Below are 16,667 nucleotides of genomic sequence, written 5' to 3' on the forward strand. Positions count from 1 at the left end.
AAATATCCGCTACCTACAAATATATCGATTAGAATAAACATAGCTAAGCTAAAGCTCTTAGAAGATTGGCTTTTTACCAAAAGTTTATAAAATTGAAGTTGTTTGGGTAATAGTTTGTTGTTTGGGGTTTGTTGTTTAATCAATTTAGAAGACTACTCACTGCAACTGCCTACTAAATACTGCAACTACCCAACCGGTTGCCGGGTATCAGTTTGAATTGAGTTAAACCCTGAACCTTGAACCTTGAACCTTGAACTAAATTTACAATTCTATTTCACCTGCGTCAAACCAATGCTTTTTCTGGGTAATGGTGGCATTTTTTAACACCAGGAGTCCGGGGTTTGCTCTAACTATTGTTTGCAGCGCTTTTTTATCGACTTGATAGAATTCAAAGCTCAGCTTGAATTTATCTTTAATCATCTCCTGGTCTGCCTCGTTAGAAGCAGTTAAGCCTACAACTTTATAACCCTTTTCTTCCGCTTCACGAGCGAGCTTTTGCACTTCTATAAAGCCTTCTTCTTCGGTATGGTTTAAATCATAAGCGACTATAAGAAACAGCTTCTCGTTATTTAAAATTTCAGAAGTAATATTTTCTCCTCCAGATTCTATTTGAAAATCCTGAATTGGCGGTATATAACCTTCTTCAATGACTTCGGTTTCCACTCCAATAAATTCCCCGGCTTCATTAGGGTAATTTCCATTGGTAGTTACCGTCACTTCTTCCCCATTTTTTTTAAAGGTCCATTTATACTCGGTAACGCCCTTTGGCGCATCGGCCGGCACCTGCATAAGTTCTTCTATATTATTTCCCACTTTATACGCTCTAAAATCTAAAACCGGTAAATGCATAAGCACGTGGTAAGCGAACCAAAAGCACAGCATAAAAGATAGAAAAATGATCCAGCGATGGCTAATGGGATTCAACACCGGGGTAATCATTTTTCGGTTTACAAAAAGTACCAGGATAAGCAACAATAAAATAACGTCTTTAATAAAGGATTGCCAGGGTGTGAGTGGGATCGCATCTCCAAAACAGCCGCAGTCTGTCACTTTATTAAAATAGGCCGAATAAAACGTGAGGAAAGTGAAGAAAACAATCATAAGCAGTAAGCTCCACACAGTAAATTTGGGGAGATAGCCTATTAAAAGCATGATCCCCAACACAAGTTCAAAAATCACCAGCACTATAGCGATTACTAACGAGAACGGCACGAGAAATTCCAGCCCTAAAACCTCCGGACTAAAATATTCCTGCAGTTTGTATGAAAAACCCAGTGGATCGTTGAGTTTTATAAAGCCCGAAAATATAAACAACACTCCTACCAGTATCCTGGAAATTCTCACTAATAATTTCATCAATCTTTTATTTTAATTCTGAAACCTTAATTTACGTTACTTTTTCTTTAAAAAGAATCATTGCAAAAACCGAGTAATTTATCATATCCTGATAATTCGCTGCTATCCCTTCACTCACCAGGGTTTTGCCCTTGTTATCTTCAATTTGCTTTACGCGCAATAATTTTTGAATAATTAGGTCTGTTAGCGAACTAATGCGCATATCGCGCCAGGCCTCGCCATAATCGTGATTCTTATTCAACATTAGTTCTTTCGTTTCAGTAATTTTCTCATCATAAAGCTGGGCGGCTTCTTCAGCATTTAGATCGGGTTGCGCTACTACCCCTCTATCTAATTGAATGAGTGCCATAACCGAATAATTAATAATCCCAATAAATTCAGATTGTTCATCCTCATCTACTTTTCTCACCTCACTTTCCTGAAGTTGTCTTATTCGTTGCGCTTTTATAAAAATTTGGTCGGTAAGGGAAGGTAACCTAAGGATTCTCCAGGCGCACCCGTAATCTTTCATCTTATTATGAAACAAGCTGCGACAGGTTTCCACTACCAGGTCATACTGTTTTGAGGTATTCTGCATAAAAAAGATCTAATTTGCGTAAATTTCGTGCAAATAATCCAGATACTAAAAATTTCTGAAGAGAAAGGGAGGTGATTTTGGTAGGCAATCGCCAAATGCAGTATTATTTTTATTATCAACTAGAGCTTCTTAATATCAACATACAAGTAGGTTACATCGCACGATAAACCTGCGAAATATTATAAATAAATTGATTTCTACCTAGGCTTCAGAATATTTAAAAACTAGATTAACGAATAAAACACACTATTCATGACTATAAATTGCAAAGGCAAACTCATAAATCTTAATACTCCTAAAGTTATGGGCGTGATAAATACAACGCCAAACTCCTTTTATGCTAAAAGCCGAAAAACTTCAGCAGAAGATATTTTAAAACAAGCTGAAAGCATGTTAGCCGCCGGCGCTACTTTTCTTGATCTTGGTGGTTACAGCACACAACCCGGCGCTCCAACGATTAGCGAAACAGAAGAGATAAACCGGGTGCTCCCAGCCATTGAACTCATTTTAAAGAATTTCCCGGAAGCTTTAATCTCCATAGATACTTTTAGAGCTCAAGTGGCAGACAAAAGTGTAGCAAGCGGTGCGGCGATAATCAATGATATTTCAGCTGGAAGTTTAGATCCTAAATTGATGCAAACTGTAGCAGAGCACCAGGTGCCTTATATCATGATGCATATGCGCGGCACACCCCAAAACATGAAAGAACTAGACACTTACGAAAACCTATTGCAGGAAATTCTATTTTATTTTTCAGGAAAAATCAAGACCGCAAGAAACCTGGGCATAAATGATGTTATTATAGATCCCGGCTTCGGATTTGCTAAAAACCTAAAACAAAATTTTGAATTGCTAAATCACCTGGAGCTTTTTAAAAACCTGGAACTTCCGATTTTGGCAGGACTTTCCAGAAAATCCATGATCTATAAAACTTTGGAAACAACAGCGGCAGAAGCCTTAAATGGTACTACGATTCTAAATACCATTGCTTTAACCAAAGGCGCTTCCATTCTTAGGGTTCACGATGTAAAAGAAGCTGTGGAGTGTGTAAAACTCTTTAACCAACTTCAATCGAATAATTAATTCTTCTGTAAATATAAAATTCAAAGGGTACTATTTGAAAAAGTGTACAATCTACTGTCAAAACTCTATATGCGGGTAAACGGCTTAATCCGGAATTTTCAAAAGATTGAGCTCACACTGCTATACTGCGATTAAGTTTTACCAACATTTTTAAAACTCAAAAATGGCTACAACTAAGTTGATGGCTAACCTGAACGATTAGGGAGATTCATTAAAAATCATCGGTAATGCAGGTTAGAATAATTTCATATTTTCTATTTTTACATAAAACTACGCTAATTTGGATATCATAAATCTTCGCATACTAGATGTTCTGGACATTGTTTTTGTCGCTCTTTTGCTATATTATTTATATAAACTGGTAAAAGGTACTGTCGCAGTTAATATTTTTATTGGTATTGTAATTATCTACCTTATGTGGAGCCTCACGCAATTGCTTCAAATGGAGCTTTTGAGTAGCGTTTTAGGAGAATTTATAGGCGTGGGGATGTTTGCTTTAATTGTTGTTTTTCAGCAAGAGATCAGGAAATTTTTATTAATGATTGGCTCTACTAATTTCACAAAAAAAGGAAGGTTTTTTAGTCAAATAAGATTTATGCAAAAAGACAGTGAAACCAATACTGTTGTAGATATTATCGTAGAAGCTTGTTCGGCAATGGGCGATGTTTATACGGGAGCTCTAATTGTAATTCAAAAAAACACCAATTTAGATTTTGTAAAAAACTCTGGGGATAAGCAGAACATAGAAATTAACCAACCAATCGTTGAATCTATTTTTTATAAAAATTCACCGCTGCACGATGGTGCCATGGTGATAGAAGACAACAAAATCACGGCCACCCGGGTAATCTTACCGGTTTCTAACGATAGGGCAATCCCCTTGAGGTTTGGACTTAGACATCGTGCTGCCGTAGGTATTACCGAAAAAACCGATGCCCTGGCCCTGGTAGTAAGTGAAGAAACCGGGCAAATTTCTTACGTAAAAGATGGGGAATTCGTAATGTTTGAGAGCGACGATGAACTGATTTCAAAAATTAAAAACGACTTATCTTAGCTTGATTATTTCGGTTTAAAGATTACTAAACCTACAAAGCTTCTTCAGCCTTAAATTGCACCTCATACAAATTCTTGTAATAACCATCTGTCTTTTTCAAAAGTTCCTTATGGGTTCCAATTTCCACGATTTCACCGGCATCCATCACCATAATTTTATCGGCTTTTTTAATGGTTGCCAGTCGGTGGGCGATAACAATAGACGTTCTTCCCTCGGTAATTTTATCGGTGGCTTTTTGAATTAGCAACTCGCTGTAAGTATCTACGGAAGAAGTAGCTTCATCTAAAATTAAAACACTTGGATTACTCATATAAGCCCGCAAAAAGGATATAAGTTGACGTTGCCCGGATGACAACATCGCCCCACGCTCTTTTACATTGTATTGATAGCCATTGGGCAGTGTATCTATAAATTCGTGAATCCCAATTTGTTCAGCTGCTTTTTTCACCTCTTCTTCGGTAATATTGGGGTCGCTTAAATTAATATTACTTAAAATGGTATCGGCAAAAAGGAAAACATCCTGTAAAACCACCGCAATTTGATTGCGCAGCGATTCCAGACTAATATCTTTAATATCAATACCGTCAATTAGGATTTTACCCTCGTTTATTTCATAAAATCGGTTTAATAGATTGATCACCGTAGATTTTCCGGCACCGGTCGCACCAACAATTGCCACGGTTTCCCCGGCATTGGCTTTAAAAGAGATTCCTTTTAGTACTTCCTCGTCCCCGGTGTAGCTAAAACGCACATTCTTGAATTCAATATCACCTTTAAGGCTATCTACTTTAGTGGTGCCTAAATTACTAATAGAGGATTCGGTATCTAGAATCCCAAAAACCCTGTTTGCCGCTACCATTCCCATTTGAAGGGTATTAAATTTATCGGCAATTTGCCTAAGAGGTCTAAATAATAGTTGTGATAATTCAATAAAAGCAATAATAACCCCAAGGGTAATGCCGTCGTCGGCTACAGCTCTTAATCCGCCAAACCACACAATCAAACCAATGGTTATTGAGGTAGCCATTTCAGCAATAGGAAAGAAAATTGAATTATACCAAACGGTTCTTACCCAGGCTTTACGGTGTTTTTCATTTATATCTTTAAATTTTTTATACTCCTCTTTCTCACGTGTAAAAAGTTGAACGATCTTCATCCCTGTAATACGTTCTTGCACAAACGTGTTTAAATCGGCAACCTGGTTACGAACATCTTCAAAAGCGACTTTCATTTTCTTTTGAAAAACCCTGGTAGCATACATAATAAACGGAAGTACCGTTAAAACTAACAAGGTAAGCCTCCAGCTTTGGTAAAACATAAATCCTACCACTACCAGCATTTTTAGGATATCACTAATAATCATAAATAAGCCCTGACTAAAAATACTGGCAATTGTTTGAATATCGCTTACCGCCCGGGTCACCAAACGCCCCACTGCCGACTTATCGAAATAAGTCATTTTAAAGTTGAGCATGTGTTTAAAAAGGTTCACCCTAAGGTCGCGCACCACCTCCTGCCCCAACCAATTTGCAAAATATACAAAGAGGAATTGAAAAATAACTTCCAGTATAAGTGCTCCGCCCATTAAGCCCACAAAAAACACCAAATCCTCATAATTCTTTGGGGTAATAGCCTCATCTACGGTCATTTTTAAGAGGTAAGGTCTTAAAACCGCAAAAAATGAAAGTAGGATTGCAGCTAGCGCTACAAAATAAAAAGTTAACTTGTAGGGGTTTGTGTATTTAAGTAAGCGCTTAAATAAATTAAAATCGAATGCGTTACCGGTTTTAGATGCCATTTATTTTTTTACTGTTTCTGGATAAACAACCCGGGTTAGGTAAAGTGCCTTAGCGGGTACCGAAGTACCGGCCCGGCTCCTATCTTTACTATTTATTATTTGGTGCATATTTACTACGGGCTGTTTGTTTAAACCAATTTCCAATAGCGTCCCCACAACTGCCCGCACCATATTCCTTAGAAATCTGTCGGCAGAAATATGGAAAACCAACAAATCATTTTCTCTTTTCCAAATCGCTTTGGTAATCTTGCAATTATAGGTTTTTACATCGGTTTTAGACTTTGAAAAACACTTAAAGTTAGTATAATCCTTTAAAATAGAAGCCGCTTCATTCATTTTATCAACATCCAGTTCATTCTTTAAATAATAACTGCGATCTTCCAAAAATGGATTTTTAGACTGGATTACGTGATATTCATAACTTCTACTTTGCGCATTAAAACGAGCGTGTACGTCACTTTTCACTTCAAAAACATCATTTACCGCGATATCTGCAGGTAAGAGGGAATTCAGTTTAAATAGAAATGCATCTTTTCTCAGGTTTTCTTCGGAATTAAAATGGGCGAAAATCTGACGGGCGTGAACTCCCGCGTCTGTCCTACCGGCACCTACAATAGGTGTTTGCCGCTGAAAAACTATTGCCAGCGCTTTCTCAATTTTTTCCTGGACTGTAACTGCGTTGGGTTGGTTTTGCCAGCCGTGATAAGCCTTACCAAAATATGCCAGTTCTAAAAAATACCTCAACCGAAATCTATATTACTATATTTGCGAACTGCAAAGATAAGGCATTTATTAGAAGCTAAAACTCTTTAACCAGGATAGCTGCTATAGAATTAAATACACTACAAAAGTGATATTTAGGTCTTAGCGACAAAACAAGAATTAATTTTGAAGAAAATATTATTACTAAGCGACACGCATAGCCATATTGACGACCGCATCTTGCATTATGCCGGTGAAGCAGATGAAGTTTGGCACGCCGGGGACATAGGAAACCCTAAAGTCACAGATGCCTTAAAAGCTATAAAACCGCTAAAAGCCGTTTTTGGAAATATAGACGGAACAGAAATTAGAAAGGAATTTCCGTTACACCAGCGGTTTATTTGTGAAGAAGTAGATGTTTGGATTACTCACATTGGAGGCTATCCCGGCAAATATTCGCCGGCGATTAGAGAGCAAATAAGACAGCATCCACCCAAATTATTTATTTGCGGGCACTCCCATATATTAAAGGTAATGAACGATAAAAAATTGGGATTACTACATATGAATCCCGGTGCTGCCGGCAAACAGGGTTTTCATAAAAAACGCACAATGCTTAGGTTTAAGATTGAAAAGAAGAACATTTTTGACCTGGAAGTGATAGAATTGGAGTAATAATTCAGTGGGCAGTGGGTAGTCTCAGTTGGCAGTCCCAGTAAGCAATGTGCAGTTTCAGTGGGCAGTTTCAGTGGGCAGTGAGCAGTCTCAGTAAGCAGTATAGATTCAGAAAATTCGCATCATTGCGATGGAGGTACGACTGAAGCAATCTTTTTATCAAATCACGAACTATCAAAAGATTACCACGCTCCTTCGTCGCTTGTAATGACAGGAGAATTAAGAACAAAGAATAAGTATTGGTGAATTCGCGGCTAACTTTTTAGGCTACTACACTCATTATTTCAACCAATCATACTTATAAAAACTAAAAAACCCGAAGTTTTCACTTCGGGTTTTCACGCACTAATACTACTAAGATGATAGGCTTATCGCAATCGGTCTACAGATTTTACGAGATCTTCGTCCTTTTTAATGGCCTTATTGGCCAAAACAATAAAAACGATAGAAATGATTGGAAGAAACATCCCAATACCCTTCTCTGAAATATCCATTTCTCCGGGTAAACTTAGCGACCAATACACAAACACTCCTAGTAAAAAAAAGTTTAATAAGATATTTAGACGCCCCAGTACAAACTGAAGCTTTCTATTTTTGAACATAAAAATACTCACCAAAGATAACAAAGCTGATGCGAGAAAAGCAATAAAAATTGAAAGATAATCTTCGGCATATACAGGAACCCCTTCAGCATTATTCCAAAGTGGAAATACAAAAATGAGTGCAGCACTAATAATTACAGCTATAAATAAATAAACGCTCTGAATTCGTTGTATCATAACCCCTGATAAAGTTTGCGGACAAAAATAAAGATTCTTTTTAAAATTGTTATTTAAAAAATAAAAATAAAGTCGTATTATTGCAGGAACATTTCGTAACCATTTCAAAACAGGTTACTTAAGTCTCCAAATTTTTTTCGTTTCTTCCTCGAGAAGTTAATAAAAAACCCAAACAAAAATTTATTCATAATTATTCATGTTTGAAATTTCAGAATTAAAAGCAAAAAAGCTTCCTGAGCTTCAGGATATTGCTAAATCTTTAAATGTACCTAAATTTAGGTCGTTAAAAAAATTAGATTTAGTATATCAAATCCTCGATTATCAGGCTGCCAACCCTAAAAAGGCAAAAGAAGCACTTACCAACGACGCTAAAGAGGACACTCAAAAGGTTGAGGAAAGCAAAACTTCAGAAAAACCTAAAACTACTCAAAAAACGGGTAAAGTAGGAAGCAGTAAAAAGCCTTCCAAGCCGGCTGCTATAGCCGAAGACAAGGATAAACATCCTACTAAAAAAGAAAAAACTGCTCACAAAAAAGATGATAACTCATCTAAAACTAAAGAGAGCAAAAAACCAGATCATAAAAGCAAAGACGATAAAAGGTCAGCTTCTTCCAATGGGTCTAAAAGCAACCCCAGGGATGCTAAAAAAGACAATAGAAGCAAAGGCCACCGCGACAATGGTAATCGTGATAACCGCAATCGCTATAAGGATCCAGATTATGAGTTTGATGCTATTATAGAAAGTGAAGGCGTTCTCGATATTATGCAGGACAACTACGGTTTCTTAAGATCCTCAGATTACAATTACCTTACTTCTCCAGACGATATCTATGTATCTCAATCGCAAATTCGTTTATTCGGACTAAAGACAGGAGATACAGTTTTAGGGCAGATAAGACCACCTAAAGAAGGTGAAAAATACTTCCCATTAATCAAGATCAATAAGATTAATGGTTTAGACCCAAAGGTAGTGAGGGACAGGGTTTCTTTTGAACACCTTACCCCGCTTTTCCCAAGCGAAAAATTTAATATTGCCGATAAGCAAAGTAGTCTTTCTACCCGTATTATGGACCTGTTCTCCCCTATTGGGAAAGGACAACGGGGAATGATCGTTTCCCAACCTAAAACGGGAAAAACGATGTTGCTTAAGGATATTGCCAACGCTATTGCAGCAAATCATCCCGAGGTTTATCAAATAGTACTACTCATTGATGAGCGCCCCGAAGAGGTAACCGATATGCAAAGAAATGTGCGTGGTGAAGTTGTCGCTTCTACCTTTGATAAGGAAGCTCATGAACACGTGCGCGTTGCAAATATTGTTTTAGAAAAAGCCAAACGTTTGGTAGAATCTGGGCACGATGTGGTGATCCTTTTAGACTCTATTACCCGTTTAGCGCGAGCTTACAACACGGTGCAGCCCGCTAGTGGTAAAGTATTGAGTGGTGGTGTTGATGCCAATGCATTGCACAAACCAAAACGTTTCTTTGGTGCCGCCCGTAATATTGAAAATGGAGGCTCGCTATCTATTATAGCAACTGCGCTTACCGATACCGGTTCTAAAATGGACGAGGTGATTTTTGAAGAATTTAAAGGTACAGGAAACATGGAACTGCAATTAGATAGAAAGATTGCAAACCGTAGGATTTTCCCGGCCATAGACCTTACTTCTTCCAGTACGCGTCGTGATGACTTACTTTTAGATGATAATGTGCTACAAAGAATGTGGGTGATGCGTAAATATCTTGCCGATATGAACCCGATTGAAGCCATGGAATTCACCAAGGACAGGATTAAACAAACAAAAAATAATGAAGAGTTTTTGATATCCATGAACGGATAAAAATTCCTCTATTTTTTTTAAAAAACCCGTTTAGAAAGTTTTAAAGCTTTTTAAACGGGTTTTTTGTTTCTTCGGAATTTGATTGATAGTTGAGGTTAAGCCCTTCAGTTACGCTTCTCACCCGGTGGTTTGTTTTCTGAGTTTTTTTCACAAAAAAACCCCAACACTTTTTGCCGAGGTTTTTTCTTAGAGCGGGAGACCGGGTTCACTTCGGCTGCGCTCAGCACAGGCTTCTCACCCGGTAATCCGTTTTCCTGACTTTTTTTTCCACAAAAAAACCCCAGCACTTTTGCCGAGGTTTTTTCGTAGAGCGGGAGACCGGGTTCACTTCGGCTACGCTCAGCACAGGCTTCTCACCCGGTGGTTTCTTTTTGTGACCTTTTTCCGCAAAAAAACCCCAACACTTTTGCCGAGGTTTTTTCGTAGAGCGGGAGACCGGGTTCGAACCGGCGACATTCAGCTTGGAAGGCTGACGCTCTACCAACTGAGCTACTCCCGCCTGTGCTGCAAATATAAAGTTTATAGGTTTCAAATTCCAAACGAAATGAACTTTTTTATTATTTCAGCATAATTGTGTTCTGCAAAAGATTTTCGAATTCTTATAGTTATAGAAACTGAAGTCTAAAATCAATAAATTCTTGTTAAATGACTATCTGAAAACATAGTCTTCCAACAAATAAATCTTACTTTTAAATTATAAATAAAATTTCTTAAAATTAGACTTATGAAAGATAAACCCGGCAAAATCCAGGACTTAATAGACGCTAAATTTCTTGAAGAACGAAAAATATTCTTATGGGGTGCTGTGAATGATAAAACAGCTAAACACGTGATAGATCGCTTGCTGTATTTAGATATGCAGGGAGATGAGGATATTCAATTCTTTATAAATAGTCCCGGTGGTTATGTGACAGATGGTTTTGCTATTTACGATACCATGCAGAGTCTAAACAGCCCAATTTCTACTATTTGTACCGGCCTGGCCGCATCTATGGGCTCTATTTTACTTTCTGGCGGGACAAAAGGAAAAAGATTCATTCAGACCCATGGAAAGGTAATGATTCATCAACCTATGGGCGGCGCCCGGGGGCAGGCTTCAAATATTGAAATTCAAGCGAATGAAATTTTAAAAACACGGGAGATTAGTGCCAAAATTCTTGCTGAGAATTGTGACCAAACCGTAGATAAAGTGCTAAAGGATTTTAATAGGGACTATTGGATGGATGCCAAAGAGTCTAAAGAATATGGAATTGTGGACGGACTTTTTAAGAAATAACCATGGAAATACAACATAGGCAAAATGATAAACGGGGAATGTTCTTTGCCCGGGATGAGAAAGGTATTTTTGCCGAACTCACCTACACTAAAAAAGAAAATAATATCCTAACTATAGATCATACCGAAGTGCGCCCGGAATTGGAAGGCCAGGGAATTGCCAGTAAACTACTAGCCCATAGCGTAGAATTTGCAAGGGAAAATAATTATAAAATAGACCCGCTATGTCCCTTTGCCGAAGTTCAATTTGATCGCAATGAATCTTACCAGGATGTAAAGGCTTAAGGTCTTATAATCAGGGATAATTTTATCTTCGTATGAATTTTCAAAAATACCTTCTGTGTATTTGTTTCTTGTGTTTATTTTCCTGTAAAGAAAACAGGAAACCGGGTATTGAAACCTCTAAAAAAGAAGAAGCAGTTGCAATAGAAGAACTAACCTCGGCAACTGCCATTAAGGCTAAAATCCCCCAACTTTCAGAAGCGGTGGGAACTATAAATTTATTACAGCCAGAACTTATAGATTCTGTTTACTCCAACTGCGAATACAAACCTGTCTGGACCCAACGAGCATTTAGAGAGGATCTCTACCGAAGCATTGAAAACGCAAAAGAAGATGGTCTTGAACCAAAGGACTATCATCTTGAGTATTTGAAAAAATCTTTATCCCATCTTTCAGAATTAAGCGAAGAAGAACGCAGTTTACTCGAAATCATTCTTACAGATGCTTTTCTAGGCCTGGCTTCAGATTATAGTTCGGGGAAATTAGATCCTTCTAAAATGTACGAGATTTGGGGAGTAGACAGGAATAAACCAAATCTTCCAGGTTTACTACAATACGGTTTAGACGAACAGGATATTATCGCGGCCGTAGATTCGGTTATTCCGAAGCATCCTGTTTACCTGGGTTTAAAAAAATCACTAAAAGAATACCGTGAACTAGCGGAGAAAGAAAATGAAGTAATCCAAATTTCTGAAAAGGGTGAAAGCATAAAGCCCGGTGAAAAAGATCCCCGGGTCCCGAATATAAAAAAACGTTTAAAAGCATTAGGATTTTGGGACGCCGAAACCACAGACAGCCTTATTATTTATGATGAAAATATAGCTGATGCTGTTATTAAATTTCAGGAACGAAATGGTATTGAAACCGATGGCGTAATTGGCGGCGGCACCATTAAAACCCTTAACAAAACCTATAACGACAGAAAGAAGCAAATCATAGCAAATTTGGAGCGCTGGAGATGGTATCCTCGTGATCTGGGAGACCAATATATTATCGTAAATATTGCCAACTATCGTTTAAGCCTGGTAAAAGATGGAGATACTATTGCCACCCATCGCACCATGGTTGGTACTGAAGCGCGAAAAACACCCGTTTTTTCTGATGAAGTGGAGCATATTGTTTACAACCCCACCTGGACCATCCCTCCTACTATAAAAAGAAAAGATGTAATTCCTTCTGCCGCCAAAGACCCCGGGTATATTAATCGAAAAAACTTTAGCATATTTAATAGACAGGGAGAACGGCTAGATCCACATGAGATAGATTGGACTTCTGCCAAAGTAAAATCCTATACATTTAGACAGGAAGCCGGAAGCTCAAATCCTTTGGGTCTGGTTAAAATTATTTATCCTAATCCTCATTTAATTTACCTTCACGATACCCCTTCAAAAAGTTTATTCAATAAGAATCTTAGAGCGCAAAGTTCGGGATGTGTGAGGGTTGAAGGTGTACTGGATCTAGCAAAGCAATTATTGAGCGACCAGGAGAAATATTCTGAAGAAAAGATTCAGGAGATTCTTGCTTCAGGGAAAACGACGACCATTAAAGTAACCCAAAAGGTACTGGTGCATCATTTCTATTGGACAGCCTGGCGCGAGGCGAATCACACTTATTTCGCGGAAGATATTTATAAACGGGATGCAACTATTTATAAGCTTTTAACCAAAGAGTAATTTAGATACAAGATCGCTTTCGCTGCAAGAAAAAAGAGAAAAGACTAAAATATAACTAACTGATAATCATTATTTTTAATAAGTAATTTTCTTCAACTAACTCTTTTTCATAGAGATTTCGAATAGTATAGGGTTAATTATGAAGTTGCTTTTGGACTTCGCTATTATTAGAGAGCAAGCTCATTAATATTATTTCTACCGAACATCAAGGATTTAGAAAAATAGTTTTTATTTCGAGGCATCCAGATGGCAATCACGATAAATCTATACTATCGAGTAAGGAAGAATTTTGCAAATAATTCTTATCGTTTTTGTGAATATAAACCACCGATTTTTGCTTTATGGTACCAATCACTTCTTTTGCAATAGTATTTGGCACGGCTGGACAACCATAACTTCTTCCTAACCTACCAATGCGATCTATAAAAGAAGCTTCAGCATAATCGGCGCCGTGAATCACTACGTAACGTTTCCGGGCGTTGTTATTAATTCCTTCTTCCATTCCATCAATGAATAAGGAAAGTCCGTTTTTCCCGTAATAGGTTTCAGCAGTTATATAGAATCCTAAAGAACTTTGCAATGAGTTAACGGTGTTGGAAAATTTGGTTGCAAACTCTCCTCCGGTATTTTTTCCGTGGGACACATAGGTGTTAAAAAGCACTTTTTTGGATTCCATATCCAGGATCCACATCCTTTTCTTCTTAGAAGAAAGTTCAAAATCTATTACTGTTAGTATCTTCTTACCTACTTTTCCGCTCTCTTCCAATTGCGTGTAACCTTTTACAGCTTTTTCAAAAACAGGCATTGCAGGAATACTGGTATTGGTACTTGAGAAATCATTGTAAAGGCTGGCCACTTTCAGCTTAAAAGAATTAGCTGCAGGCATTTCCTTTGCAGTAGAAGCGATCGCCTCTACGTTGGAATTAATATTAGTATTTAAATTTTCTGTGGTGGTAAATGCGAAAGAAAAAGTTAAGCCCGCAAAAACCGTCAGAAGTCTATATATCATATAATTTTATTTAAATTAATTTGTTAATTAAGTCCAAATGTAATGCCAACTTACAAAATAAACTTTTTAATTAAAATAATTGAGTTGCAGGAACCAAATTTTAACATTTTAAGCTTTATGAATCTTAAAATCAAACCTTTATATGGTTCCGAGGCTATTCAATTAAACGTCTAAAATTCAAAAAAATTATTCCAAACCAGGCTTTTAAATGTTAAAATTTTAAATAGTGTAATTTTAGAAAAGAATTTAAACAATCGACTTTATTACTGAAATAAATTTAGGATTTCTTCCAGCTACTTATTTATTGTTCTTTGAATTTCACAAAACGACAATTCTTGTTAGCTCAGAAATATATTAAAACGTGCTTTTAGTTAATAACGAAAAGGTTTTCTTAGATTTAATAAAAGATTAGCGACTACCGGCTTAGCTTCCTGTAATTTGTTTTTATCTTTATAGCAAATTCTAATAACTATGAACAAGAAAGTCCTACTCATGATTTTAGACGGCTGGGGAATCACGCAAAACCCAGACGTATCGGCAATTGCTAAAGCCAAAACTCCATTTATGGATGATATCTTAGAGAAATATCCTCACGCTCAACTTCGCACCGACGGAATGAATGTTGGTTTGCCAGAAGGACAAATGGGGAATAGTGAAGTAGGACATATGAATTTAGGCGCCGGTCGGGTGGTTTATCAAGATTTGGTAAAAATAAATATGGCCGTAGAAAAAAATACGCTAAAAGATGAGCCTGTTTTGGAAGAAGCTTTTAGTTATGCGATAAAAAACAATAAACCTATTCATTTTATGGGTTTATTGAGTGATGGTGGCGTTCATTCTCATATAAACCACCTAAAAGGTCTCCTTTCGGCTGCGGAAGACTTTGGGGTTAAAGAAAAATATGTACACGCTTTTACAGATGGTCGTGATGTAGATCCCCACTCTGGGAAAGGTTTTGTAAAGGAAATAGAAGATCACCTTAAAAAAACCAACGGCAAACTGGCCTCGATTATTGGTCGTTATTTTGCGATGGATCGTGATAAACGCTGGGAACGCGTAAAGAAAGCTTACGATCTTATTGTAAATGGAGAAGGCACAAAATCTACCAATCCAGTGGAAGCTATTGAAAAAAGCTATGAAAATGATGTAAGCGATGAGTTCGTAGAACCAATTGTAATGACCAATGATGCGGGGGAACCTATCGCTAAATTGAGCGAAAAAGACGTTGTGATCTTTTTTAACTTTAGAACCGATCGCGGAAGACAACTTACCCAGGCATTAACCCAGGAAGATTTCCCGGAACAGAACATGAAGAAGTTACCACTATACTATGTAACCATTACCAAGTATGATGACAGTTTTAAAGGAGTAAACGTAGTCTTTAAAAAAGATAATATTAAATCTACCCTTGGGGAAGTTCTTGAGTATGTAGGAAAAAAGCAAATTAGGATCGCTGAAACCGAGAAATATCCGCACGTAACTTTCTTCTTTAGCGGGGGCCGCGAAAAGCCATTTAAAGGAGAAAGGCGTCTTATGTGCAATTCTCCCAAAGTTGCAACCTACGATATGCAACCAGAGATGAGTGCTTATGAGATTAGGGATAAAATTGTACCTGAGTTAAAAAACAAATCGGCAGACTTTATTTGTTTGAATTTTGCAAATCCCGATATGGTTGGCCATACCGGTGATTTTGACGCTGCAGTTAAAGCTTGTGAAACAGTAGATGCTTGTGCCAAAGATGTAGCTGAAGCTGCCATGGAACAGGATTATTCAGTTTTGGTTATCGCAGATCATGGAAATAGCGAAACCATGATAAACGAAGACGGAAGCCCAAACACGGCTCATACAACCAATCCTGTACCGCTTATTTTACTGGATAAAGAACTAAAATCCATTAAAAGTGGTAAGCTTGGAAATATAGCCCCGACTATTTTAAAACTAATGGGAATTGAGCAGCCGGAATTAATGACTCAAGATCCACTAATTTAAAAACACCCAATGATCAATAAAGCTTTAATTATTTTCCTTAGCGTTTTTATGAGCGCGGGCAATTCATCACAGAAAGAGACAATTATTAATCAGGAAGGAGACTTAATTGGCGAGTTCTCTCAGGAAAATCTGGAAAAGCAACCTTACTCCTCCTGGTTCACGCCCGGATATGAACAGTACAAACCCAATAAAGAAGCTTTTAAAACAATTAAAAGGCATATTTCAGATTATGAAATTCTTCTTTTTATGGGTACCTGGTGTGGCGATAGCCAATATGAGGTGCCAAAGTTCTATAAGTTGTTGGACCAAGTTGACTATAACAAAGACCATCTAACCAGCATTGGAGTGAATTATTCTAAAAAAGCACCTGGCGACTTAGATGAAAAATATAATGTTCATAGAGTTCCAACCATAATTTTTTTAAAGGATGGAGAGGAAGTTAATAGATACGTAGAATTTTCGGTCGAAAACCTTGAGAAAGATATTGCAAAAATTGTTAGTGAGGAAAGGTATAAAAACCCTTATGCTGAATAAATAAGGAAAAACGAGTATAGCTAAGAAGTAGAAACTTGTTA

15 protein-coding genes and 1 tRNA gene are annotated in these 16,667 nt (G+C 37.4%); 9 read left to right on the forward strand and 7 right to left on the reverse strand.

The features are described from left to right. Window positions 1-261: 261 nt before the first annotated feature. Window positions 262-1,356, reverse strand: coding sequence for a BT_3928 family protein (locus tag BUA71_RS15615; RefSeq protein ID WP_072881427.1), 1,095 nt, complete (start codon window positions 1,354-1,356; stop codon window positions 262-264). A 31-nt stretch (window positions 1,357-1,387) separates the two neighbouring features. Beyond that, window positions 1,388-1,933 carry a DUF1599 domain-containing protein gene (locus tag BUA71_RS15620; RefSeq protein WP_072881429.1) on the reverse strand — a complete coding sequence of 182 codons (546 nt, stop codon included), beginning with the start codon at window positions 1,931-1,933 and terminating at the stop codon, window positions 1,388-1,390. A gap of 252 nt (window positions 1,934-2,185) precedes the next feature. Here BUA71_RS15620 and folP point away from each other — a divergent pair, with 252 nt between their 5' ends. Beyond that, complete coding sequence (folP, locus tag BUA71_RS15625) at window positions 2,186-3,016, forward strand: dihydropteroate synthase (RefSeq protein ID WP_072881431.1); 831 nt, start codon at window positions 2,186-2,188, stop codon at window positions 3,014-3,016. 280 nt (window positions 3,017-3,296) lie between these two features. Then, window positions 3,297-4,070 carry a diadenylate cyclase CdaA gene (gene cdaA / locus BUA71_RS15630; RefSeq protein ID WP_072881433.1) on the forward strand — a complete coding sequence of 258 codons (774 nt, stop codon included), beginning with the start codon at window positions 3,297-3,299 and terminating at the stop codon, window positions 4,068-4,070. A gap of 31 nt (window positions 4,071-4,101) precedes the next feature. Here the strand turns inward: cdaA and BUA71_RS15635 are convergent, their stop codons facing one another. Further along, on the reverse strand, window positions 4,102-5,868 hold the full coding sequence (locus BUA71_RS15635) for an ABC transporter ATP-binding protein (protein WP_072881436.1): 1,767 nt from the start codon (window positions 5,866-5,868) through the stop codon (window positions 4,102-4,104). Beyond that, window positions 5,869-6,612 carry a tRNA pseudouridine(38-40) synthase TruA gene (gene truA, locus BUA71_RS15640; protein WP_072881438.1) on the reverse strand — a complete coding sequence of 248 codons (744 nt, stop codon included), beginning with the start codon at window positions 6,610-6,612 and terminating at the stop codon, window positions 5,869-5,871. A gap of 144 nt (window positions 6,613-6,756) precedes the next feature. Between truA and BUA71_RS15645 the strand changes: the two genes are divergently transcribed. Then, window positions 6,757-7,245: a metallophosphoesterase family protein gene (locus BUA71_RS15645; RefSeq protein WP_072881440.1), complete on the forward strand. Its 489-nt coding sequence runs from the start codon at window positions 6,757-6,759 to the stop codon at window positions 7,243-7,245. Window positions 7,246-7,613: 368 nt separating this feature from the next. On the opposite strand, the gene BUA71_RS15650 is transcribed toward BUA71_RS15645, so the two are convergent. Continuing rightward, window positions 7,614-8,024, reverse strand: a complete 411-nt coding sequence (locus BUA71_RS15650) for a DUF4293 domain-containing protein (RefSeq protein ID WP_072881492.1) — start codon at window positions 8,022-8,024, stop codon at window positions 7,614-7,616. A 196-nt stretch (window positions 8,025-8,220) separates the two neighbouring features. Between BUA71_RS15650 and rho the strand changes: the two genes are divergently transcribed. After that, window positions 8,221-9,864 (forward strand): transcription termination factor Rho, encoded by a 1,644-nt coding sequence (gene rho, locus BUA71_RS15655; RefSeq protein WP_072881442.1) that lies wholly within the window; start codon window positions 8,221-8,223, stop codon window positions 9,862-9,864. Between the two features lie 426 nt (window positions 9,865-10,290). Here rho and BUA71_RS15665 read toward each other — a convergent pair. Continuing rightward, a tRNA-Gly gene (locus tag BUA71_RS15665) sits at window positions 10,291-10,363 on the reverse strand. Between the two features lie 225 nt (window positions 10,364-10,588). Between BUA71_RS15665 and BUA71_RS15670 the strand changes: the two genes are divergently transcribed. The 3 genes from BUA71_RS15670 to BUA71_RS15680 are packed head-to-tail and all read left to right on the forward strand — an operon-like array spanning window position 10,589 to window position 13,094. Continuing rightward, window positions 10,589-11,140, forward strand: a complete 552-nt coding sequence (locus BUA71_RS15670) for a ClpP family protease (protein WP_072881446.1) — start codon at window positions 10,589-10,591, stop codon at window positions 11,138-11,140. A 2-nt stretch (window positions 11,141-11,142) separates the two neighbouring features. Beyond that, window positions 11,143-11,424, forward strand: coding sequence for a GNAT family N-acetyltransferase (locus BUA71_RS15675; RefSeq protein ID WP_072881448.1), 282 nt, complete (start codon window positions 11,143-11,145; stop codon window positions 11,422-11,424). Window positions 11,425-11,456: 32 nt separating this feature from the next. Next, window positions 11,457-13,094, forward strand: a complete 1,638-nt coding sequence (locus BUA71_RS15680; RefSeq protein WP_072881450.1) for a L,D-transpeptidase family protein — start codon at window positions 11,457-11,459, stop codon at window positions 13,092-13,094. A gap of 253 nt (window positions 13,095-13,347) precedes the next feature. Here BUA71_RS15680 and BUA71_RS15685 read toward each other — a convergent pair whose 3' ends face one another. Beyond that, a complete protein-coding gene (locus tag BUA71_RS15685) occupies window positions 13,348-14,103 on the reverse strand; it encodes a murein L,D-transpeptidase catalytic domain family protein (protein ID WP_072881452.1) in 756 nt (251 codons plus the stop codon). A 471-nt stretch (window positions 14,104-14,574) separates the two neighbouring features. On the opposite strand from BUA71_RS15685, the gene gpmI reads away from it, so the two are divergent. Next, window positions 14,575-16,092 carry a 2,3-bisphosphoglycerate-independent phosphoglycerate mutase gene (gpmI, locus tag BUA71_RS15690; protein ID WP_072881454.1) on the forward strand — a complete coding sequence of 506 codons (1,518 nt, stop codon included), beginning with the start codon at window positions 14,575-14,577 and terminating at the stop codon, window positions 16,090-16,092. 9 nt (window positions 16,093-16,101) lie between these two features. Continuing rightward, window positions 16,102-16,626 carry a TlpA family protein disulfide reductase gene (locus BUA71_RS15695; RefSeq protein ID WP_072881456.1) on the forward strand — a complete coding sequence of 175 codons (525 nt, stop codon included), beginning with the start codon at window positions 16,102-16,104 and terminating at the stop codon, window positions 16,624-16,626. Window positions 16,627-16,667 lie beyond the last annotated feature (41 nt).

This window comes from Salegentibacter echinorum (genome assembly GCF_900129445.1).
GTDB classification, from domain to species: Bacteria; Bacteroidota; Bacteroidia; order Flavobacteriales; family Flavobacteriaceae; genus Salegentibacter; species Salegentibacter echinorum.

Coding starts and splice junctions, on each gene's coding strand:
- BUA71_RS15620 (WP_072881429.1), bottom strand. CDS start 1,933: ATGCAGAATACCTCAAAACAGTATGACCTGGTAGTGGAAACCTGTCGC.
- BUA71_RS15695 (WP_072881456.1), top strand. CDS start 16,102: ATGATCAATAAAGCTTTAATTATTTTCCTTAGCGTTTTTATGAGCGCG.
- BUA71_RS15615 (WP_072881427.1), bottom strand. CDS start 1,356: ATGAAATTATTAGTGAGAATTTCCAGGATACTGGTAGGAGTGTTGTTT.
- gpmI (WP_072881454.1), top strand. CDS start 14,575: ATGAACAAGAAAGTCCTACTCATGATTTTAGACGGCTGGGGAATCACG.
- folP (WP_072881431.1), top strand. CDS start 2,186: ATGACTATAAATTGCAAAGGCAAACTCATAAATCTTAATACTCCTAAA.
- BUA71_RS15650 (WP_072881492.1), bottom strand. CDS start 8,024: ATGATACAACGAATTCAGAGCGTTTATTTATTTATAGCTGTAATTATT.
- BUA71_RS15685 (WP_072881452.1), bottom strand. CDS start 14,103: ATGATATATAGACTTCTGACGGTTTTTGCGGGCTTAACTTTTTCTTTC.
- BUA71_RS15670 (WP_072881446.1), top strand. CDS start 10,589: ATGAAAGATAAACCCGGCAAAATCCAGGACTTAATAGACGCTAAATTT.
- BUA71_RS15635 (WP_072881436.1), bottom strand. CDS start 5,868: ATGGCATCTAAAACCGGTAACGCATTCGATTTTAATTTATTTAAGCGC.
- BUA71_RS15680 (WP_072881450.1), top strand. CDS start 11,457: ATGAATTTTCAAAAATACCTTCTGTGTATTTGTTTCTTGTGTTTATTT.
- rho (WP_072881442.1), top strand. CDS start 8,221: ATGTTTGAAATTTCAGAATTAAAAGCAAAAAAGCTTCCTGAGCTTCAG.
- BUA71_RS15675 (WP_072881448.1), top strand. CDS start 11,143: ATGGAAATACAACATAGGCAAAATGATAAACGGGGAATGTTCTTTGCC.